We start from the raw sequence: 22,301 nt of genomic DNA on the forward strand, positions 1-22,301 counted from the left end.
GATGAAATTATTATAATTTTTTTGTTCATCCTACAGTTTGCAATTGGCAAAATCATCATGGATTCATCTGGCATAAGGTTGGCTTAAATGTAAACTTTTGGGTGGGATAAAGAAGAATTTTTCTACAATATGATTTCAATTTTAAAGGTTTTTGGTTATGGATCAGCCAGTGTTTAAACCCGATAGAAGGACTCATGTCATTCAGATTCTTGATCATGAGCTAAGTAAAATGCCTAATAGGGGTAGAAGAAGTAAATTATTACTTCCTAATGCGATTATAGATTATCTTTTTAAGTGAAATTAGTTTAAGTTTGCAATCAAAATTTTTCGACTTAATGCCGGGAATCGAACAGATAAAAACACCTATAGCTGCTGATATTAAAGCGTTTGAAAAAACCTTTAAAGAATCTATGCATAGCGACGCACCGTTGCTGGATAGGATTACCCATTATATTGTGAAGCAAAAGGGCAAACAAATGCGGCCAATGTTCGTGTTTTTTGCAGCTAAACTTTGCGGTGGAATTACAGAATCCACTCATCGCGGAGCGGCTTTGGTAGAGCTTTTGCATACTGCTACGTTGGTGCATGATGATGTAGTGGATAATGCTTATGAGCGTCGTGGATTTTTCTCTATAAATGCTTTATGGAAAAATAAAATAGCCGTTTTGGTGGGCGATTATTTGTTGGCCAAAGGATTGTTGCTATCGGTAAACAATAACGAACATCGATTGTTACAAATTGTATCTGAAGCAGTAAAGCAAATGAGCGAAGGTGAGTTGCTTCAGGTAGAAAAGGTGCGCAAAATGGATATTTCAGAAGATTTATATTTTGATGTGATTCGTCAGAAAACAGCTTCTTTAATTGCTTCCTGTTGTGCTGCGGGTGCAGCATCAGCTGGAGCGGATGACGAAACCATCGAGAAAATGCGCCTGTTCGGAGAGAAAGTTGGTATCGCTTTTCAAATTAAGGATGACACCTTTGATTTCGGAACAGATGATGTGGGCAAACCTTTGGGTATAGATATTAAGGAGAAGAAAGTGACTTTGCCTTTAATTTATGCGTTGAATAAAGCTGAAAGACCTGAGCGTAAAAGCATCATCAATCTGGTAAAAAATCATCAGGATGACCCGGTTAAGATTCAGCAAATTATTGATTTTGTAAATGCGCAACAGGGTGTTTACTATGCCAACCAGAAAATGTTGGAATACCAGAATGCGGCATTTGATATTTTGCATCAATTTGATGCGGGAGAAGCAAGAACTGGCTTAGAACAGCTTGTACTCTATACCACCGAACGTAAAAAATAATGAGCAACGAATTACTTTTCAGCTTAGGTTTTCTTTTATTTATTGTGCTCATACTGGCTTTAGATTTAGGGCTTTTTAGTAAAAGAGATCATGTGATCAGCTTAAAACAAGCTGGTATCATGAGTTTGATCATGGTTGGCCTAGCAATTGGGTTTTATTTTGTTTTGTTAGCTGAAGGACATGAGCTACATGGAATAAAAGATTTTGCCCGTCTTCAGGAAATTGTAACCAGGCATCAACATCACATTAAACTCATTCCAGATGACTTTTATGGTAGCTTAGCTATTTATAAACAAAACCTGGGCTTAGAGTTTTTAACGGGTTATGTAATTGAATATGCATTATCGGTAGATAATATTTTTGTGATTGTGCTTATTTTTTCTGCGTTTTCAGTTGAAGAAAAATACTATCATCGTGTTTTATTCTGGGGAATTTTAGGTGCCATTATCATGCGTTTCATCTTCATTTTTGTGGGTGCAGCCTTGATTGCCAAATTTGCATGGATACTTTACTTATTCGGTGCTTTCCTGGTTTTTACCGGTGTGAAAATGTTTTTTAATAGAGAAGAAGAAGAAAAGATCGATCCTGAGAATCATCCGGTGGTAAAGTGGGCTTCGAAGATTTTTTCTATCCATCCCAGGTATGAGGGTAAAAAATTCTTCATCAAAATTAACCATAAAAGATTTGTTACGCCATTGTTTTTGGTGCTATTAATTGTAGAGTTTACCGATTTGCTTTTTGCAGTTGATTCTATTCCTGCCATTTTTGCCGTTACAAAAGATCCTTACATCGTATTTTTCTCTAATATTTTCGCCATCATGGGCTTACGTTCCATGTTCTTCTTATTGGTGAATATTATTCATAAATTCCATTATCTAAAAACAGGATTAGCGATATTGCTGGCATTTATCGGAATAAAAATGCTCGGACATATTTATTTAGAAAGATGGGGTTTTACTACCCAGCATTCGCTCATTATCATTCTAAGTATTTTGGTCATCAGCATCGTGGCATCGCTGGTTTTTCCGAAGAAAAAACTTCATTAGATTTTTTTTGCTGCTAGGACACCGAAACTGTGGTTTGGTATTTCTTAGGTCTTTAAAAATGCTGTTTTGGGACGAAGGTTGTAATGCTAACCCTGGTGTAAATATCTTATATGGTTTGAGTTTTTTTACCACCTAAGACATCTGAGAGCAGCTAAGTCATATGTAATTATCTTTAGGGTTCTAAGGTGGTTGATTTAGAACGTGGCTAATTCATTTTAAAGTTTGTACTGCTGACACACCTTTACGGTTTGAGTTTTTTACCACCTAAGACATCTGAGGGCAGCTAAGTCATATGCAATTATCTTAGGTTTTCTAAGGTTTCTAAGGTGGTTGATTTTGGAAGACGTGGCTAATCATTTTAAAGTTCGTACTGTTGACACACCTTTACGGTTTGAGTTTTTTACCACCTAAGACATCTGAGGGCAGCTAAGTCATATGCAATTATCTTAGGTTTTCTCAGATGTCTAAGTTGGTTGATTTAGAACGTGGCTAACCATCTTTTAAAATTCATACTGCCGACACACTTTATACGGTTGAGTTTTTACCACCTAAGACATCTGAGAGCAGCTAAGTCATATGCATTATCTTAGGTTTTCTAAGGTGTTGATTTTGGAAGACGTGGCTAATCATTTTAAAGTTCGTACTGTTGACACAGTTTGAGTTTTTACCCAGCTAATACATTTAACGGTACTTGAGTGTCTAAAGAGGTTAATCTTTTTGGATTGCAAAGCAAAATATACGTTACAGCCGTAAAGCTGAAAGTAAATTTTGTAATTTCAGCGGATAAACCATTCTCAATGAAATACCTTTTTTCAACTGCAATTATTTTCAGTGCTTTGTTCGCTAATGCCCAGGATAAATTTGGTGATGTTTTTGCTAAAATCAACACTGATGTTCAGCAAAATTCTAAAGCTTACCAAACGCTTAAATATGAAACTGAAACCATCGGACATCGCTTAACAGGTTCCGAAAATGGCAAAAAGGCAGAACAATATGCTTATGATTTACTGAAATCTTACGGTTGCGAGGTAAAATTCCAACCTTTTGAGGTAGAGAGCTGGAGTAGAAAAACCATCAATGTAGAAATAGGAGCAGATAAAAATAATTTAACAAAAATTAAAGCAGTAACCCTTGCGCATTCGCCGGTAAGTGCTGATGTTACCGGCGATATTGTTGATGCAGGAAATGGCATGGAAGTAGATTATCAGGCAAGTCCTGATCGGTTTAAAGGAAAAATTGCCTTGATTTACCTAGGTGTTTTACCAGGTTCTCCTGCTGGAACAAAATCATTACACCGTTCAGAGAAAACTGCGATTGCCACTAAATATGGCGCTATTGGCGTAATCATTATCAACACCGTAAAAGATAGTGTTTTGTTAACGGGTACAGCATCCGTTACTGGTAAATTAATTTCAATTCCTGCGGTTTGTATTGGCTTAGAAGATGGAGTAGCTTTGAAAGAAAAGTTAAAATCTCGGGCTCAAGTTGCTCATATCGGCATGACTAATTTTTCTGGTATTATTAAAGCAAGAAATGTTATTGCTACTTTCAAAGGAACTGAAACACCAAAAGATAAAATTGTAGTTGGCGGGCATTTGGATAGTTGGGATTTGGCAACTGGTGCCATCGACAATGGTATTGGTTCTTTTGCCATTATGGATATGGCCCGTACATTTAAAACGCTAAACCTGAAAACAAAACGCACTGTGGAGTTTGTTTTGTTCATGGGCGAAGAGCAAGGTTTACTGGGCTCAAAAGCTTATATCGATCAAGCTAAAAAAGCAGGAACACTGAACCAGGTTAAATTCATGCTAAATTATGATATGACAAACGACCCAAAAGGTTTTGCTACTTCACGTATTGAAATGAAAGATTTGTTTACTGCGTGGGGTGCTGATATTGTTAAAATAGACACGGGATTTAAAAACCTGTTTAATGCAGGTGCTGGCTTACATAGCGACCATCAACCATTTATGCTGGAAGGGATTCCGACGGGTGGCGGCTTTGGTGGTAAGTTGCCAAATAATTCAGGTCCATTCTATCATTCGGATGGCGATTCATTTAAACTGGTAGATGAACAGGAACTAAAAAATACAGTACGTTACAGTGCCATGCTTACTTATGCATTAGCCAATACACCAAAAATTCCGGTTGGTGTACAGGGCGAAGAAGAATTGAAGATCTTTTTAGAATCACAAAATTTAAAAGAACCATTGACAATTGCAGGCGAGTGGCGGTGGAAGTAATGATTCCAAGAGATTGATTTTTTTCTCCATGTGGATTCCACTGATAAATTGTTTTTGCAGATTAAATCTTATAACCCCTAAGCCTCTTATCCACTAATATAGCTTTCCAATTGGGAAATGGTTTGTTTTTGGTCGGCAATAATAAACTTTACCACGTCGCCAATGGAAACCATGCCTTTCACTTCATCATTAACCACAATAGGTAAATGACGAATGTGTTTCTCGGTCATGAGTTCCATGCAATAATCAATGGTATCGCTGAAATTAATGGTAATAGGATTCGCGGTCATGGCTTCACTAATCAAGGTGTCTTTTGATGATTTTCCCTGAAGAATGATTTTCCTCGCATAATCTCGTTCGGTAAAAATACCAGATAGCTTTTCGTTCTCCATAACCAAAACAGCACTGATGTTTTTGTCGGTCATTACTTTTAATGCATCCAATACGGAAATGTTTTCGGGTACAGCGACTATTCTTGGTTGTTTGGTATCGAATAACTGTTTTACTGTTTTCATGATTTTTAATTTGGTTACTTCAATTTAAGAAATAATAAGCTGAAAATCAAAGTTTTATTTTGGATTTGTGATGGTTTTATAAATTACTGTAATTGTGTTCTAAGTTATAAGTGAAATGTGAACTATTTTACATTCTATAAACCAGCTTGTTTCTTAATCATTTGACTTTCCCGCAGGGATGTGGTAACTTTGCATCACATTTAAAAATAAGAAATTATGTCATCAGTAGCAATGATCTCCTCGCTTCAACTACACCGCCTTTATAGGTTGTTTTATGGTAAGGGCTATTGATCCAATATTCGAATCATTTGCTAAATATCCGATATCACTTTGCATAATAGTTGGGATTTATTGAGAGGGATGATCTCTCGACCATCCCAAATAAAATTAATAGTTAAATTGGATCAATGGGTAAAGGTATGCTAGTTATTCTAGACTCTTGATAATTTGGATGTGCTATATAAAAGTGTATAACTCCTTGGCTATCTTTTAAAGCCGCCAGCTTGAAAGTTACCAACTTGGGGTTTGTCTGGCAATTGCCTAATCCATAAAACAAAACTCTTGTAATTTTTACTTTATGAATATTGTCGAAAAAACGTTCGGCAATATCAAACCCATCTGGGTTATCAATAGCAATGTTCCATTCATTTGTTTGTTGAAATTGGCTGCCATAAGCTGTAAATGTATCTCCAGCATTGTCTTTTCCTATCATGTTATAATTGGTCCAAGTGCTTGTTGTTTTATATATTGTTGGAGGATTACATGATCGCCTCGTATATCCGAATATTCTTGAAGGTCCATCCCCTGGATTATCTCCCGCTACTAGGTTTCCGACTTCGCCAGTGGGAAGCTCTGGAGTTCCAGTGATAACTGCCACAGCATAACCACTCGCATAACCATTTCTTAGCTGTACGTTACTCATGTAAATTGTTTGTCCATCCCAAGGAATCGCAGTTTTCCACTGCGTGCCATCTCCGTAAGGAAAGATTTCACTTTTGGCATATGCTTCCCAACTTGGAGCATTTGCTGAAGAATTAGGTTTACCGGCAAAAGTTTGAAAATCTTTTTCTTTTTCAATTGGTTCATTTTTTTTGCATCCTGAAAGTGTGACCGTCGCAACCATTGCAAGGCCAAGCATAAGTTTTAGATGTCTTTTCATAAAATTGAGTTAAGTGTTAATAATTAATTACTACAAGATATGTTATATATCAATATAGCGCATGTATAATTTAGGTTACAAAACTTAAGTTAGTTACCATTTCCTCACACGTATCCTTCGACCACATCGCCATTTTAAGGCATGCTCATGTTACAATTTTTTTTATGGGCATAAAAACCAAGGATTATTTAATTCTTAATTAGGCACCTACAATCTATCTCCTCAAATAAAAGCTAAAACCCTATGTATTAATTTAAACTTGATTGCATTCATGGCTGAAAGTTTTTCTTTTATTGACTTCAACCCATCTTTTATAATAAGCCTAGTGATAACATCAAAAACGTTGAAAATAATAGCAGACCGAGAATTCCTTTGGGAAAATCTCCTCAAGGATGTTGGCTGGGCATTATTTATTATGAGCATTGGTTATATTAATTTAAATGAAAAAGATGTTTGATTTTTTTCGTCCAGAATGCCGAATGGATTGCTGTTGTGGTGGAGTTATAGCCCTCGTTGGGACCATACTGGTAAATATTAAATCAACAAGAGAATCAAAAGCTAATGAGTTGAAACAATCCGAATTGCTCAAATTATCATTGAAACTAAACGATAATATAACCGGTGGAGATAGTTATCCTATGATAACCTTCTTTGATATGGAAGAAGAATTTGGTATACCTCAATTTGCGGTGGCAAATCGTGGAGATTTCCCTTTATATTTTAACACAAATGATCATTACAGGCAGCTATGAGACTCAAAAGATCTTGGATGACCCAAGAAATACGACTGGACGCGGAATTCCTTCTGAGTTGTTTGAGCCATTCAAAAAGCGGTATGACTTATTAGAGATAATGCCAGGTAACGCGATTATGATGAATGCTTTTCCATTTCAAATGAAAGAGGAGGGTTCGTTCTCGGTTACGTTTACCGCTCGGAATGGTACTTTTACCCAAGCTATAATTCCACATAAAGCAAACGGGAGGTGGATTGTTGCACACCGTATGCGCAAATTTGATGGAAAGACTAACCCAATATTATTTGAATATGTGCCTAACGGCTTCCTACAACAGCTTTTAAATTGGTAGGGCTACCATCAACGTCTTTTTTGCGTGATCAAATCTACATTTAACAAACATTTCAACATCTTACGACTGTATGTAGGAGTTTTGCATACTGCCCATCACATTATTATCAGGCAAGAAACAGGCAAAAACCTTACCTTGATCAATAGTTTTGTAGTTGTTGGTAATTGTTAGTATTCAAACCATAATCTAGGCGGGAAGGTCTTTCTAACATCATTCAAAATATAGTATACACCTTTGATCTTCTCCCCCTGAAGGTAAGAGAAAGTAAAAGTAAAAGGAGCCTGTCTCATCCCATAGACGAAAACATGCTCCTTTTAATTCTAATGTTAACTTTTTATTTATTGATTATTAACTAAAGCAAGATGCCAATAATTGTGTAGCAACGTTTGAGACAGTCCCCTGGATAAATCCTTGTGCAAAACCTGCCATAAATGAGCTAACACCGCCTGTCACTGTTCCAATTAAAGGAAAGGCAGCTGTGTCCATCATAGCGCCACCAACACCGATTACTGTGCCACGGAATAGCCCAGTCATCACGCCTTGCTTTAATGCTTGCTTGGTATCTACCTTGCAATGAAGCCTGTTAAAGCCCATAACTCTATCCATTGGCTTAAGTGACATAGACGTCATATTTTTCAATCCGATCACTGGTGTAATTGGCAGCTCGCCTCCAACTTCAGTTACGCTAAGCCAAAACTCCATGTCTTGCTCGAAAGATGTCGCATAGGCTTTAAGCCAATTCCATTTCAGTTAATAGTTGGATCTTTTCCTCTTCAATATTATAAAAATCATAATAAAGTCCTAAAGCAATACCATCCATGGCTTCGATATAACTATTCAGATCAGTATAATTATCGGTTGCAGCCCAATACATTGCTCGATACCCTTCTGCTAGTAAAGCCATTGCAGGACGGTTGGAAGTTCTTGTTAACAATATTGTTATATTTGATATCTAAATTTAACGTTCAACTTAAGGTTTTTAAACATGGAGGCAATCATTAACTTTTTTTTCGATTTTGTAATTAATCCAATATTAACACGATGGACCTTGAAAAAAGAGCAGCAGCGAAGAAAGAAGTCAAATTAGCATAATTAAAGGACTTATCAGATATATGTTGCTCATTCGTAAACCTTGGTATCTAAGCCTCTTTGAAGTCTTAAAAGAGTTTCTAATAGAATTGGAAAAAAGATTATAAAGTGTTTTGCGAGTCGGTCACGCGAGGAAATTATTCTTCCTAACCCGAAACACATTGATATTCATGTGATCAAGGCTCTTGGTGCGTTAAGAGATTTTCTAACAGTTAATAAGGGGTATTTTTAAATAGAGGGTAGTTACCCATTGAATTGATGTAGAAACATGAGAAAACATGAGGTTTTTATAGTAACTCCCTCATCCCCTTAACCAATAAATTGCATTTCCAGCCAATTAAAGATTTTTGGACAGTTAAATCCTTACTTACCTAAGCGTTTAGGCTTCGTTGTTAAGAAATGTTAAGGTTCAAGTAATAAATCCAAGTATTGGAAACCTCACAAAACCTCACTATTTTTGATAAAAACATCTAAATGTGTAGCATTTATCATTTTCACGCCCACTTAGAACTTCATATAAATGGTAATTTGTATAGAAATTGGGTGTTTTTGGTCATTCTAATGTCACAGAGCTTGACAAAACTTTACATCTTTTTCAAAACATCCATCTCAAACTATGCTTTATTGCCATTACGATATTTTAAACGTTGTCGGAAAACGTGACAAAACGTGAGTTATTCTTAATTTTTGAGTTATCAAGCCTAACACCATCAATGCTAAGAATCTGAGAAAACCTGATATTTTTCCGAAAAATCTTACAAAATCCGACATAAATAGTTTAACATCATTTCGAAACGTTCCCGAGGCAGGAGAGCTTAATCATTCAGAAGAAAATTTTAGAATTGGATAAACCTCATAAAACCTCATATCAAAATTGATCCTTATTAACACATTAATAGCCTTGGTTCATTGATATTAACTGCAATAATTTAACATCACTACGCATGCGTGTAAAGCCGCAGCCATTGCCATTGGAAAGTTATAAAGCACAACCTGGAACCGATTAAATTCTAAGCTTTTGATATTGGCTAAACTATTGTGTAATTTTGAGGCTCGAAAAACATGGAGTTTTAGAAAAAGTAAGCAAATAGTGGGCAATCTCAAAATACTTATTTGCTAAAACATTGATTTGTAAACAAATAAATAATTATATTATGTCATCAGTAGAGACAACTTACGTTCCTTACAAAGTTAAGGACATTTCACTGGCAGAATGGGGCCGTAAAGAAATCGAATTGGCTGAGGCTGAAATGCCTGGGCTAATGAGTTTACGTAAAGAATTCGGTCCAACACAACCACTTAAAGGTGCTCGTATTGCAGGATGCCTGCACATGACCATCCAAACAGCGGTTCTGATCGAAACTTTAGTGGCTTTGGGCGCTGAGGTTACCTGGTCATCCTGCAACATTTTCTCCACTCAGGATCATGCTGCAGCAGCAATCGCTGCCGCTGGTATTCAGGTTTACGCCTGGAAAGGCTTGAACGAAGAAGAATTTGATTGGTGTATCGAGCAAACTTTACATTTCGGTCCGGAGCAACAACCATTGAACATGATTTTAGATGATGGTGGTGATTTAACCAACATGGTTTTTGATCGCTTCCCTGAATTGATTGCTAATATCAAAGGTTTATCAGAGGAAACCACAACTGGTGTACATCGTTTATATGAAAGAATGAAAAACGGAACATTGCATTTACCTGCAATTAACGTTAACGATTCAGTAACCAAATCTAAATTCGATAACAAATACGGATGTCGCGAATCATTGGTAGATGCGATCCGTCGTGCTACTGACGTAATGATGGCTGGTAAAGTTGCTGTAGTTTGTGGTTATGGCGATGTGGGTAAGGGTTCTGCAGAATCGTTGAGCTCACAAGGTGTACGTGTGATCGTTACCGAAATTGACCCGATTTGTGCTTTACAAGCGGCAATGGAAGGTTATGAGGTTAAGCGTTTGGATACGGCAATTAAAGAGGCAGATATCGTGGTAACCACCACTGGTAACTGTGATATCGTTCGCGAAAAACACTTCAGAGCATTAAAAGATAAAGCGATTGTTTGTAACATTGGTCACTTTGATAACGAAATCGACATGGCCTGGTTAAACGGTGCTTATGGTGATACCAAAATTGAGATCAAACCTCAGGTTGATAAATATACCATTGATGGTAAAGACGTGATCGTTCTTGCTGAAGGTCGTTTGGTTAACTTAGGTTGCGCAACTGGCCACCCAAGCTTCGTGATGAGTAACTCATTTACCAACCAAACTTTGGCACAGTTGGAACTTTGGACCAACACAGATAAATACGAAAACAAAGTGTATACCTTGCCTAAGCATTTAGATGAGAAAGTTGCCCGTTTGCATCTGGAAAAAATCGGTGTGGAGTTAGAGGTTTTAGATCAACACCAGGCTGATTATATCGGAGTTTCAGTTGAAGGTCCATTCAAATCAGACGAATATCGTTACTAATTAGTCTTGAGTCCGGAGTCGGGAGTATTAATATGAAAGGGATGTGCAGATTGCATATCCCTTTTTTGTTGCGTTAAGAATTCCAGGTTTTTAAACTTCTATCAATGCTTAGGCATCACATTTAAACCATACAAGAACGGTCGTCATCCTGAATTTTTCATTTGTTTTTAAGTTTTTATTGGTATTCAAGAGGGCTGCGCCGTTTGTTTCAGGACCATAATAGCAGGATCATGTAACAAGAATATTGCTAACCGCGATTAGCTACAAGGGATTCACAAAAAAGATGCTGAAACGAGTTCAGCACTGGCTGGATATTCAAGGTTGCTGCATTTTAAAATCTTTCACGCCTATCAGATTTATTTTACAAAGGATTGAAATTCTTTTAATATTCAAAGCCTACATTTGAAAAAACAATTGCAATGAAAAACATAGCTATCCTTTTACTATTCATTATATCCGGTTTAACAACACAAGCACAAACCGCACCTAAAAAAACTGTTTCAAAGCAAGAAATTACCGATCAAATAGTTGATGTTGCCTGTGGCGAATGTCAATTTAAAATGAAAGGTAAAAATTGCGATCTTGCTGTAAAAATTGATGGTAAATCTTATTTTGTTGAGGGAAAGGATATTGATGATTTCGGAGATGCTCACGGAAAGGAAGGTTTCTGCAATGCAATAAGTAAAGCAGTGGTTTCAGGTAAAATTGTAAACAACAGATTTAAAGCCACCAGCATTAAGCTCTTATCCAAATAAAGTTAAACATTATAATTTCTAAGCCTTTCAATTCAAGTGAAAGGCTTTTTCGTTTCTAGTCAATTTTTTTTATCAAAAATAAATCAAAACTGTCACATTTTAATTTTTCCGGTGTCATATAGCTGAAAATTGAGCTTATGATCTCAATATCAAAACCAAACCAAAAATTTAAATTTCAGATATGAAAACCTATTTATTTGTATTGTTATGCATTTTATCTACGAAAGTCTTCGCACAAGAGAGAGGAGGAATTACCGGAAAAATTATTGATGCCAAAACAAGTGTGCCACTTGAATACGCAGGAGTTATTTTATCTGGCAAAGCTGATTCTACAAAGAAATTAGGTGTTGTAAGTAATAAATCGGGAGAATTCTCTTTTAAAGATATCGCAAAAGGCGATTATAACATCAAAATCTCTGCAATGGGTTATAATCCAATTTTAAAAAACATCAGCATAAACGGTAAAATATTGAATTTAGGAACATTAAAAATGCAGGAAGATGCCATCGCCCTAAAAGATGTATCAGTTGCAGGAAGATACGCTACAGCAACCATCAAAAAAGATACGGTTGAATTTAACGCTGATGCTTATAAAACTCAACCCAATGCTGCGGTTGAGGACCTATTAAAAAAATTGCCTGGTGTAACCATTGATAAGGATGGAAGCATTTTAGTGCAAGGGCAAAAAGTTACAAGATTAACAGTTGATGGAAAGGATTTTTTTGGTACTGATCCAAAAACAGCAACCAAGAATTTACCAGCAGATGTGATTGCAAAAGTTCAGCTGATTGATAGTAAAACCCTGGAAGCAAAAGCAACTGGAATTGATGACGGGCAAAGAGAAAAAGTTTTAAACCTAACGATTAAGGAAGATAAAAAGAACGGTTGGTTTGGCAATGCCAATTTATCTGGAGGTACTACAGATAAATATAGCAGCTATTTAAGCGCCAATCACTTTACCAAAAAGATGCAATTTGCTGTATTGGGTATGAGTAACAATGTTAGTAATGCAAGTTTTCAGTATGAAGATTTGAGCAGCTTTACGGGTGGAAATTTAGGAAATATTTTTGCCCCTCCTGGTGGTGGTGGTTTTTCTATTAACGTAAATAATGGCCGTACAACCATTGGAGGCTCGGGTGTTTTTGATAATAGTGCTTTGGGAGAAGTGACAACACATAGCGGCGGACTTAATTACAGCAATAGTTGGGGAAAAAAAGACAAGCTTGCGCTTAGCAGCAGTTATTTCACTTATTTTAGCAAAGGTTTGGGCAACAGGTTTTCCAATCTTCAGGATATTAACCAGAATGATGTGTTGAGAACCAATGAAGTATCAAATCGAAATTCTGATAATCAGGCACACCGTTTCAATTTCAAGGTAGAATATCATCCCGATTCTTTAACTGATATCACTTTTCGATCTAACGCTATTCTTAACTACACCAACAATATCAATAACCGGAACTTTAATTCTGCATTTGATTTAGCCGGAAAAACCAACGATGGTAATCAATATCTCGATCAGAGAAATTCCACACCAGCATTTTTTGGCGAATTTTCAGCTACCCGTCGCTTAAAGAAAGGATCTATCATTATTGGTTTAAATGGAACACAAAATACCTTTAACTCTAACTGGCTTAATAAATCGCTGATCAACAATTATAGTAGCGGCACAATAGATATTACAGATCTGAATCAGCAGGCAGAACAAGAAAATAATTCAAGAAATTATAGCTTTGCGGTCAATTATAGTCGTCCGATTATTGAAAAAAAAATGAGTAGCAATATTGCTTATATCCGTAATGAAGGTAAGGTTGAGGCGCAACAATTAACCTTAAGCTATAATCCATTAAACAATACTTACGATACTGTTGTTCCGGATTTTTCGAACACATTGGAAAACAGAACATGGACACAAACCGCAAGGTTAGGGTTGGTGTATAACCGTACAGGATGGACTTATAACTTAGGCCTGGGTTTTCAGGAAACCGGTTTGGATGCATCAACATTCAATAGTGCGGGAGTAAATATGAATAACCTTGAAAAGAAATACTACAATATTTTGCCCCGGTTAAACATCAATTTTAGAAATAAGAACAAACATACCTTGCAGATTAATTACAATGCAAATGTGAACTTGCCATCAGTGAATGATTTACAACCCGTTCAAAATAACAGTAATCCACTGTATCAACGTATCGGTAATCCAAATCTGGAGGCCAGAAAGAGTCATCGCATGTCGGTTAACTTTAATACATTCAGCGCAGATAATAATAAATACTGGAATGGTTATTTCCTGATCAATTATGCCCTGGATGATATCGGCAACAGTATTAATTATGTGGATGGTGTTCAGTATGTCCAGCCTGTAAATGTAGATGGTAATTATTACATTAATACCGGAACGTTTTTTGGTCAACCCACAAAATTAAAAGGTTTAAGGATGGGCTATGGCATTAACTTGTTTGTTTCACATGCTTCCTCTTTTATCAACAGCGAAAAGAACATTACAGATCGTTATAATTTTGGTCCGAATGCCAACTTTAGCTATGATATTGATGATAAATTAAATGCTGGAATTTATTTGGGTGTGCAATACAGTAAAGTCAACAATTCGCAACCAAGCGCAATTGATAATAAATATTTCAATTTCTCCAACAGCGCAAATTTAAGTTATGAGTTTATTAAAAACACGAGAATGAATGCCGAGCTTCAGCATAATGGTGCCGCTGGCAGAGCAGATGGCTTTAATAACAATGTGTTTTTATTAAACGCAGGTTTGGAACAATATTTTATGCAACGCAGGATAACCTTAGCTTTAAAGGGTTTCGATATTTTAAATCAAAATACCAACATTGACAGAACAATTAATGGAAGTAGGATAGAGGATATCCGTTTTAATAGTATTACCAGGTATTTTTATGTTTCATTAAATTATAAAATTACCAAGGTTGGTTCGAAAAACGAAAGAAGCAATCCAAGAAATACAGTGAATTGACGAAGTGAAGCAAGGATATGAGGGGCGCTAGGTAAGGGCAAATAACAAATTCCGCTACAAAGGTAGATTGCTTCGGTTTGAAGAAAATCTAGCAATAACGAATTTTCCTTAATTTAATGGGAACCACGTAAGTGTCCATCGAAGATAGTCTTAATGCTTTTAGCTTGAAAACACAATCAAATTTTCAATCCGCAATGATTTAGGCCGTTGCGGATTTTTTATTGGTTGATAAATATTACCTTTGATAAAAATCCAACCTTGCTTATGAAAAAAAATCTACCCTTAATCTTGATCATTGTTTGTGCTTTACTTTTTTCAGCTTGTAAAAAAGGTCAAATTAAAAATCTGAATAGCATTGGCTATGGTACATCATTTGGTATGTGCGCAGGTTATTGCTCCAATACGCTATTAATCAGCGATTCAAAACTTACCTTTTCAAAAAGTAAAAACGGGCAAACACCCGATACCAGAACCTGTAGTAAAACAATTTCTGAAGCTGAAGTGAATGCCATTAAAGATTTATTGAATTCCAGCCAGATTGCAAATTTACCAGAAGTGATCGGCTGTCCGGATTGTGCAGATGGAGGTGCTGAATGGGTTTCGGTTAATGCTGATGACAAACAATATAAAATTACTTACGAATATGGTAAAGCACCCAAAGAGTTGGAAGCAGCCGTTGCCAAATTAAAAGTACTTAAAGATGGTTTTAAAGATTGTAATTAGTTTCCTCCTAAAATAATAGGTGCGCTTTTACCATTTCCCATAATAATCACTTTTGTATTTGCCGATTTTGCAACTTCTTTTTGAGCAAGAATAGATTCGTACTGAAGCTGACGATCACTTAAACCTGTTGATAGAATTCTTTGGTAATCGGCAATACCTTGTGCTTCAACGCGCTTACGTTCCGCTTCCTGGCGCTCTTTCTGAAGCACAAACGTCATTTTTTGTGCATCTTGCTCCGCATTAATTTTAGATTCGATACTTGCTTTTACGGATGCAGGCAAGGTAATATTACGTACCAGCAGTTGTTCCAGTTCAAGACCCCTGTTTGCAAAGCTTTTCTCTATAGTGTTAAATATTTTTGCCTGAAATTCATCCCGTTTACTGGAATACAATGCAACGGCATCATAAGCAACCGCATTATCTCTTATCGCCGTACGGGCAACTGGGCGGACTATTTTTTCTAAATAATCAGTGCCAATTTCTCTGAGAATATTTGGTGCCGCACTCCCCTTAACCCTGAATAATACTGAGAGGTCAATAATTACTTCCAGACCATCGGCAGATAGCACACGTAAAGCATCATCTGTTGTTTGTTTTCCCTCATCCTGTACGCCCGACATGGTATAATTTTGAGTTTTAACATCAAAAGTGGTGATTATAGCTATGGGGTTAATCACATTCAGGCCGCTGTACAAAACATCATTGTCAACTTTTCCAAAAACTGTTTTAACCCCAACCTCTCCGGCATTAATCACTTTAAACATTGAAAATGACAGACCAATAATGACCAACACAATGCCTGTGATTTTAATAACGGTACTATATCGCGAAGCCATATTGTTTTGATTGGTTATGGCAAAGCCAATGAAGATGATGATAATTCCGATAATGCTTAGAAACATAATTTAAGATTTTATTTAAATATAAGATATTTAAAATTATGTTGTAAAAAATTCTTTAATGAAGTATTTATGCCAACCTGAATTATTAACCAACACTGATAAATTTGCTTTGTTACCATTTTGGTAATATCTTTGTGTTTACATGCGGATTATTGCAAAGAAAACACTTGTAGAATATTATAAGAAACACGGCGCTGCAAGGGCTAGCTTAGAGGCTTGGTATGCTGAGGTTGTTGAACAAGATTGGAATATGCCTGCAGAACTTAATAAAAGATTGCGTGGATTTACTGAAATGAATTTACTTCGTGGCTTCTCGCTTCGCTACACAGCACGATGCATGTTTTATTAAACTCCCCTCAATACCTGTCAACTGCAAATTCCCAGCTGCAAACCGAATCGCAACTCCTTAATCTTCAAGTTAAAACTGATTATTGCCAGCTGAAAACTTTTTCTGCCCAAGCCCTTGATTTATAAAAAGAATTGTTCTACTTTTGCAGTCCGTTTTATGGGCTATCTGCGAGGATGCCGGGGGAGCGGTAAATTTTTAATAAAAAACATAAAAAAGCACAATGCCAACTATTCAACAATTAGTTAGAAAAGGTAGAGTAGCACTGGAGTTCAAGAGTAAGTCTCCAGCGTTGGACAGCTGTCCACAGCGAAGAGGTGTATGTACACGTGTGTACACCACTACCCCTAAAAAACCAAACTCAGCAATGCGTAAAGTAGCCCGTGTTCGTTTAACGAACGGTAAAGAGGTGAATGCTTACATTCCTGGGGAAGGTCACAATTTACAAGAGCACTCAATCGTATTGATTCGTGGTGGTCGTGTTAAAGATTTACCAGGTGTACGTTATCACATCATCCGTGGTGCATTGGATACATCAGGCGTTGCTGGTCGTAACCAACGTCGTTCTAAATATGGTACTAAACGTCCTAAACCAGGTCAAGCTGCTGCAGCTCCTGCAAAAGGTAAAAAGAAATAATCGGGAGGAAATAAGAAATGAGAAAGTCAAAACCAAAAAAGAGAATTATTCTTCCTGATCCAAAATTTAATGATGTTCAGGTAACTCGTTTTGTAAATAATATGATGTACGATGGAAAAAAATCTATCGCTTACTCTATTTTTTATGATGCTGTTGAATTGGCTGAGAAAAAAGCTGGTGAAAACGGTTTAGAAATATTCAAACGTGCTTTAACCAACATTATGCCAGCTGTAGAGGTTAAATCTCGTCGTGTTGGTGGTGCTAACTTCCAGGTTCCAACTGAGGTTAGACCAGAACGTAAAACAGCACTAGGTATGAAATGGTTAATTTTATACGCTCGTAAACGTGGTGAAAAAACCATGAAAGAGAAATTAGCTGGTGAAATGGTAGCTGCTGCTAAAGGTGAAGGTGCTGCTGTTAAGAAGAAAGAAGATACGCACAAAATGGCTGAGGCTAACAAGGCGTTCTCTCACTTCAGATTCTAATTTAGGATTAACAGATTAGTAAGATTACACAGATTTAATTAGAAGATTATACTGATTAAATAAATTACACCGATTTGTATTACATAATCGGTGTAATCATTTAAAATCAGATAAATCAAAAAAATAACAATGGCAAGAGATTTAAAATTTACAAGAAATATCGGAATCGCGGCTCACATTGATGCGGGTAAAACTACAACAACTGAGCGTATCCTTTATTATGCTGGTGTTAGTCATAAAATTGGTGAGGTGCACGAAGGTGCTGCAACAATGGACTGGATGGCACAAGAGCAAGAACGTGGTATTACCATTACTTCTGCTGCTACAACCGTGGGTTGGAAATACAGAGGACAGAACTATCACATTAACATTATCGATACACCAGGACACGTGGATTTTACCGTAGAGGTAAACCGTTCATTACGTGTGTTAGATGGTTTAGTGTTTTTATTTTCTGCTGTTGATGGTGTTGAACCTCAATCAGAAACTAACTGGCGTTTAGCCAACAACTATAATGTTGCCCGTATCGGTTTCGTTAACAAAATGGACCGTTCAGGAGCTGACTTCTTAAAAGTTGTTAAACAAGTTAAAGACATGTTGGGTAGTAATGCAGTTCCATTGCAATTACCTATCGGTGCTGAAGATAACTTTAAAGGTGTGGTTGATTTGATCAACAACCGTGGTATTGTTTGGAACGAGCATGATAAAGGTATGACCTTTACTGAAGTGCCAATTCCTGATGATATGTTGGATGAGGTTGCTGAATGGAGAGAGAAATTATTAGAATCTGTAGCTGATTATGATGAGACTTTGATGGAGAAATTCTTCGAAGATCCAAATTCAATCACTGAGCGTGAAATTTTAGACGCTTTACGTGCAGCTGTATTAGATGCTAAAATCGTTCCTATGGTTTGTGGTTCATCTTTCAAAAACAAAGGTGTTCAAACCATGTTGGATTATGTGATGGAATTATTGCCTTCGCCTTTAGATTCTGAAGGTGTTGTTGGTACTAATCCTAACACAGAAGAAGAAGTTTTATTAAAGCCATCAGAAAAAGAACCGTTTGCAGCATTAGCATTTAAAATTGCTACTGACCCATTCGTAGGTCGTTTATGTTTCATCCGCGTTTATTCTGGTAACTTAGAAGCTGGTTCATACGTTTACAATACCCGTTCAAACAACAAAGAACGTATTTCACGTATCTTCCAGATGCATGCTAACAAGCAAAACCCAATCCCTAACGTAGGTGCTGGTGATATTGCTGCGGTAGTAGGCTTTAAAGATATCAAAACAGGTGATACACTTTGTGATGAGAAACACCCTATCGTTCTTGAATCGATGGTATTCCCTGAGCCGGTTATCGGTTTAGCAATTGAGCCTAAAACTCAGGCTGATGTTGATAAACTAGGTATGGCTTTAGGTAAATTAGCTGAAGAAGATCCTACTTTCAGGGTACAAACTGACGAGGAAACTGGTCAAACCGTAATCTCTGGTATGGGTGAGCTTCACTTAGATATCTTAATCGACCGTTTAAGACGTGAATTTAAAGTAGAGGTTAATCAGGGTGCACCACAAGTTGCTTACAAAGAAGCGATTTTTGGTACAACTCAACACCGTGAAACGTATAAAAAACAATCTGGTGGTCGTGGTAAATTCGCCGATATTCAGGTTGTTATTTCTCCAATTGATGCCGATTTTGAAAAAGGTGGTTTACAATTTGTGAACGAAATTACAGGTGGTTCAATTCCACGTGAATTTATTCCTTCAGTAGAAAAAGGATTTGCATCAGCAATGGCAAATGGTGTATTAGCAGGCTATCCACTTCCTGATATGAAAGTTCGTTTGATTGATGGTTCATTCCACGCAGTCGATTCAGATGCTTTATCATTCGAGCTTGCTGCCCGTATGGCATATCGTGAGGCATTACCTAAATGTAAACCTACTTTGATGGAGCCAATCATGAAAATCGAAATCTTAACCCCTGAAGAAAACATGGGTGATGTGATCGGTGATATGAACCGTCGTCGTGGTCAGTTACAAGGTATGGATACCCGTAATGGTTCTCAGGTAATCAAAGCATTGGTTCCACTTTCAGAAATGTTCGGTTATGTAACGCAATTACGTACCATCACTTCAGGCCGTGCAACTTCTACAATGGAATTTGATCACTACGAACCAGCGCCTAAAAACGTTCAGGACGAAGTAATCGCAAAATCAAAAGGCAGAATTAAATCTGTAGAATAATTAGCATCAAGATCAAAGTATCAAGTATCAAGACCTGCATTGGGTCTTGATACCCGATACTAATACTTGCTACTAAAAAGATAAATCCGATTTCTGTTGTTAATAGCTCTAACAGGAAATCATAATTAAAAATAAGATGAGCCAAAGAATCAGAATTAAATTAAAATCTTACGATTATAACCTGGTAGATAAATCTGCTGAGAAAATCGTAAAAACTGTTAAACCTACGGGTGCAGTTGTAAGTGGTCCGATTCCACTTCCTACAGAGAAAAAAATCTTTACTGTATTACGTTCTCCGCACGTAAACAAAAAAGCCAGAGAGCAATTCCAATTATGCGCTTACAAACGCTTATTAGATATTTATAGCTCTAACTCTAAAACAGTTGATGCTTTAATGAAACTTGAATTACCTAGTGGTGTTGAAGTTGAAATCAAAGTTTAATTGATTTTAAAATGAATTGAAAACCATCGATGTAAATCGGTGGTTTTTTTATGCATTTAAATTTGAAACAAAAACTTCATTAACTGGTTTAAAGCATATGAAGAAGCCAATAAAGCAAGATGAAAATTTACCGGTTGAAGGTCAGGATTTTGCTGATCCTAAAGAAGAGCTAAATGAAAAACCATCATCTCATGGTGAAGTTGCAAATCAAAAAGGCAGTGATTTCTCCGAGTTAGAAGAAAGCAGGATGGAACATCCACCAAAACACAGAGAAGAGAATGATTCAAGTAAAGATGACTTGGATAGTACTCCATCAATTGACCAAAGTAAAGGCGTGAAATGATTTTTAATCAATTATTCCATTCCTTACAACAAAATTGATCAGAGCAGCAGTATTTTTCTTGCCGGTTTTGTCCAATAGATTTTGTCGGTTCCCTTCAATTGTTCTTTTACTGGTAAACAATTTTTCAGCTATCTCTCCATTGGTATAACCCTCTGCAATTAGATTTAATATTTCTAATTCTCTCTTGGAAAGCTGAATGCTTGATTTTAGATTTTTTGAACTAAAAGTAAACCTCCCCTGCCAATGGTTCAGTAGTTTAATGCCGATTGCAGTACAAATATGCTTATGCCCGGCGTATAGCTGCTCAATCGCAAAAACAACTTCAGATATGGTTACATTTTTAAGTAAATAGCCTTGTGCGCCTGCATTAAAGCATGAAATGATCAGATCTTCCTGATCAATAATGGTAAGAATTAATACCTTAATATCGGGATAGTTTAATTTTATTGATGCTGTTAATTCAATTCCATCCATTTCTGGCATGGTAATATCGGTAATGATAATGTCGGGTTTCACGCCACTTTGTAAAAGCCGTAAAACTTCTAAACCATTTGATGCTTCAGCTACGATTTCTATGTTTTGTTGTTTTTCCAATAATGAAATTATCCCATTTCGCACAATTGCGTGATCATCAGCTAGTAATACTTTTATTGGAATTTTCAATTTTTAATTGTTAAAACTTTGAGGGGTTTATTCAAATATCGAAATAATATTATACAGCAAAATATGTGTTAATACTCAAAATAAGCGTATTTATACTCTTTTTGGGTAGGAGTTTAAAGTTGAAACTTAATTAAGAAACAGAGGGGTAGAAAATAAATTTTGCGTCGATACAATATTAGAATCAACCATTATTATCATTTATTAATTCATAGGTCAATAATAGTGCCGTTAAACTCCACATAAAAGCCTGGTTTCATTAATTCATTTTTAATTACCATTAAAAATGAGATAAGTTTATAAAATAATTAAACCTTATAGCGTAGATTATTGTTATCCATAAGATGGATTAACTAATTCTAAGGTGATGAATAACGAAATCAATAATACAGACGGAGATCAATTTGAAAAACAAGATGATCAAAATATAGAATGGGATAAAGGCGAGGTTACTTATGGGCATAGCGTTACCCACTCTGAGTTTAAGCGGAAAAATCTTCCAAGCGAAGAGCATATAGCAAAAGCTGAAGAAGGAAATGATTCTAAAATAATCGATGATTTGAAGAATGCCAACCTTAGCCAGGGTGAGGATATCGGGAATAGAAATAGCGATGAGGAAAAAGGTATTGGTGGAAAGGATTTATAATTTTTAAATAGGGATCACCTTATTGATCCCTATTTAATTTGAAATAAATTTCCAGGCAGATGGAGAACTTATTTAGAATTCAACAGCTTAATGTATTTAATTAAGAAGCATTATATAGCCCTTAAAATTAGTTTAGCTAATGATTTTGAAGATTTTGCCGCGAATTCCAATTAGCTGCAAATTTGATAACTTAATGGGAGATTT

At 36.4% G+C, this 22,301-nt stretch carries 22 protein-coding genes; 16 read left to right on the plus strand and 6 right to left on the minus strand.

Features of this window, described 5'->3' with window-relative positions:
- Positions 1-335: 335 nt before the first annotated feature.
- From DU508_RS09945 to DU508_RS09955, 3 genes are all read left to right on the plus strand, one after another.
- On the plus strand, positions 336-1,307 hold the full coding sequence (locus DU508_RS09945; protein ID WP_115402630.1) for a polyprenyl synthetase family protein: 972 nt from the start codon (positions 336-338) through the stop codon (positions 1,305-1,307).
- A complete protein-coding gene (locus DU508_RS09950; protein ID WP_115402631.1) occupies positions 1,307-2,353 on the plus strand; it encodes a TerC/Alx family metal homeostasis membrane protein in 1,047 nt (348 codons plus the stop codon). Before DU508_RS09945 ends, DU508_RS09950 begins: the two co-directional genes overlap by 1 nt.
- A gap of 797 nt (positions 2,354-3,150) precedes the next feature.
- Entirely contained in the window at positions 3,151-4,599 is a 1,449-nt protein-coding gene (locus DU508_RS09955) for a M28 family peptidase (protein ID WP_115402758.1), read from the plus strand.
- An 86-nt stretch (positions 4,600-4,685) separates the two neighbouring features.
- Here the strand turns inward: DU508_RS09955 and DU508_RS09960 are convergent, their stop codons facing one another.
- Positions 4,686-5,114 carry a CBS domain-containing protein gene (locus tag DU508_RS09960; protein ID WP_115402632.1) on the minus strand — a complete coding sequence of 143 codons (429 nt, stop codon included), beginning with the start codon at positions 5,112-5,114 and terminating at the stop codon, positions 4,686-4,688.
- A 394-nt stretch (positions 5,115-5,508) separates the two neighbouring features.
- On the minus strand, positions 5,509-6,273 hold the full coding sequence (locus tag DU508_RS09965) for a hypothetical protein (RefSeq protein WP_147273609.1): 765 nt from the start codon (positions 6,271-6,273) through the stop codon (positions 5,509-5,511).
- A gap of 440 nt (positions 6,274-6,713) precedes the next feature.
- Here DU508_RS09965 and DU508_RS09975 point away from each other — a divergent pair, with 440 nt between their 5' ends.
- Entirely contained in the window at positions 6,714-7,025 is a 312-nt protein-coding gene (locus tag DU508_RS09975; RefSeq protein WP_115402635.1) for a hypothetical protein, read from the plus strand.
- Positions 7,003-7,359, plus strand: coding sequence for a hypothetical protein (locus DU508_RS09980; protein ID WP_115402636.1), 357 nt, complete (start codon positions 7,003-7,005; stop codon positions 7,357-7,359). Before DU508_RS09975 ends, DU508_RS09980 begins: the two co-directional genes overlap by 23 nt.
- Positions 7,360-7,707: 348 nt before the next feature.
- Here the strand turns inward: DU508_RS09980 and DU508_RS09985 are convergent, their stop codons facing one another.
- Together DU508_RS09985 and DU508_RS23810 are read right to left on the minus strand one after the other, a co-directional pair.
- Positions 7,708-8,061 (minus strand): hypothetical protein, encoded by a 354-nt coding sequence (locus DU508_RS09985; protein ID WP_115402637.1) that lies wholly within the window; start codon positions 8,059-8,061, stop codon positions 7,708-7,710.
- Between the two features lie 28 nt (positions 8,062-8,089).
- The gene (locus tag DU508_RS23810; RefSeq protein WP_158542151.1) at positions 8,090-8,263 is read right to left on the minus strand and encodes a hypothetical protein; all 174 of its coding nucleotides are present in this window, start codon (positions 8,261-8,263) and stop codon (positions 8,090-8,092) included.
- 1,339 nt (positions 8,264-9,602) lie between these two features.
- On the opposite strand from DU508_RS23810, the gene ahcY reads away from it, so the two are divergent.
- The 4 genes from ahcY to DU508_RS10005 all read left to right on the plus strand — a co-directional run bounded on the left by ahcY (position 9,603) and on the right by DU508_RS10005 (position 15,392).
- Positions 9,603-10,919, plus strand: a complete 1,317-nt coding sequence (gene ahcY, locus DU508_RS09990; RefSeq protein ID WP_115402638.1) for an adenosylhomocysteinase — start codon at positions 9,603-9,605, stop codon at positions 10,917-10,919.
- A gap of 419 nt (positions 10,920-11,338) precedes the next feature.
- Positions 11,339-11,674 (plus strand): DUF6370 family protein, encoded by a 336-nt coding sequence (locus tag DU508_RS09995; RefSeq protein WP_115402639.1) that lies wholly within the window; start codon positions 11,339-11,341, stop codon positions 11,672-11,674.
- A gap of 181 nt (positions 11,675-11,855) precedes the next feature.
- A complete protein-coding gene (locus DU508_RS10000; protein ID WP_115402640.1) occupies positions 11,856-14,669 on the plus strand; it encodes a TonB-dependent receptor in 2,814 nt (937 codons plus the stop codon).
- Positions 14,670-14,933: 264 nt separating this feature from the next.
- Complete coding sequence (locus tag DU508_RS10005; protein WP_147273610.1) at positions 14,934-15,392, plus strand: hypothetical protein; 459 nt, start codon at positions 14,934-14,936, stop codon at positions 15,390-15,392.
- Here the strand turns inward: DU508_RS10005 and DU508_RS10010 are convergent.
- Positions 15,389-16,294: a prohibitin family protein gene (locus DU508_RS10010; RefSeq protein WP_115402642.1), complete on the minus strand. Its 906-nt coding sequence runs from the start codon at positions 16,292-16,294 to the stop codon at positions 15,389-15,391. The genes DU508_RS10005 and DU508_RS10010 overlap by 4 nt on opposite strands.
- A gap of 142 nt (positions 16,295-16,436) precedes the next feature.
- On the opposite strand from DU508_RS10010, the gene DU508_RS10015 reads away from it, so the two are divergent.
- From DU508_RS10015 to DU508_RS10040, 6 genes are all read left to right on the plus strand, one after another.
- A complete protein-coding gene (locus tag DU508_RS10015; RefSeq protein ID WP_115402643.1) occupies positions 16,437-16,643 on the plus strand; it encodes a hypothetical protein in 207 nt (68 codons plus the stop codon).
- 220 nt (positions 16,644-16,863) lie between these two features.
- Positions 16,864-17,277: a 30S ribosomal protein S12 gene (gene rpsL / locus DU508_RS10020; RefSeq protein WP_010599925.1), complete on the plus strand. Its 414-nt coding sequence runs from the start codon at positions 16,864-16,866 to the stop codon at positions 17,275-17,277.
- A gap of 17 nt (positions 17,278-17,294) precedes the next feature.
- Positions 17,295-17,762: a 30S ribosomal protein S7 gene (gene rpsG, locus DU508_RS10025; RefSeq protein ID WP_115402644.1), complete on the plus strand. Its 468-nt coding sequence runs from the start codon at positions 17,295-17,297 to the stop codon at positions 17,760-17,762.
- A 129-nt stretch (positions 17,763-17,891) separates the two neighbouring features.
- A complete protein-coding gene (gene fusA, locus DU508_RS10030) occupies positions 17,892-20,006 on the plus strand; it encodes an elongation factor G (protein WP_115402645.1) in 2,115 nt (704 codons plus the stop codon).
- Between the two features lie 136 nt (positions 20,007-20,142).
- The gene (rpsJ, locus tag DU508_RS10035) at positions 20,143-20,448 is read left to right on the plus strand and encodes a 30S ribosomal protein S10 (RefSeq protein WP_008244591.1); all 306 of its coding nucleotides are present in this window, start codon (positions 20,143-20,145) and stop codon (positions 20,446-20,448) included.
- A 16-nt stretch (positions 20,449-20,464) separates the two neighbouring features.
- Positions 20,465-20,791, plus strand: a complete 327-nt coding sequence (locus DU508_RS10040; RefSeq protein ID WP_115402646.1) for a hypothetical protein — start codon at positions 20,465-20,467, stop codon at positions 20,789-20,791.
- A 3-nt stretch (positions 20,792-20,794) separates the two neighbouring features.
- On the opposite strand, the gene DU508_RS10045 is transcribed toward DU508_RS10040, so the two are convergent.
- On the minus strand, positions 20,795-21,454 hold the full coding sequence (locus DU508_RS10045; protein WP_115402647.1) for a response regulator transcription factor: 660 nt from the start codon (positions 21,452-21,454) through the stop codon (positions 20,795-20,797).
- Positions 21,455-21,818: 364 nt separating this feature from the next.
- Between DU508_RS10045 and DU508_RS10050 the strand changes: the two genes are divergently transcribed.
- The gene (locus DU508_RS10050) at positions 21,819-22,097 is read left to right on the plus strand and encodes a hypothetical protein (protein WP_115402648.1); all 279 of its coding nucleotides are present in this window, start codon (positions 21,819-21,821) and stop codon (positions 22,095-22,097) included.
- The last annotated feature ends 204 nt before the right edge of the window (positions 22,098-22,301 follow it).

Source organism: Pedobacter chinensis (assembly GCF_003339865.1).
Classification (GTDB): Bacteria; Bacteroidota; Bacteroidia; order Sphingobacteriales; family Sphingobacteriaceae; genus Pedobacter; species Pedobacter chinensis.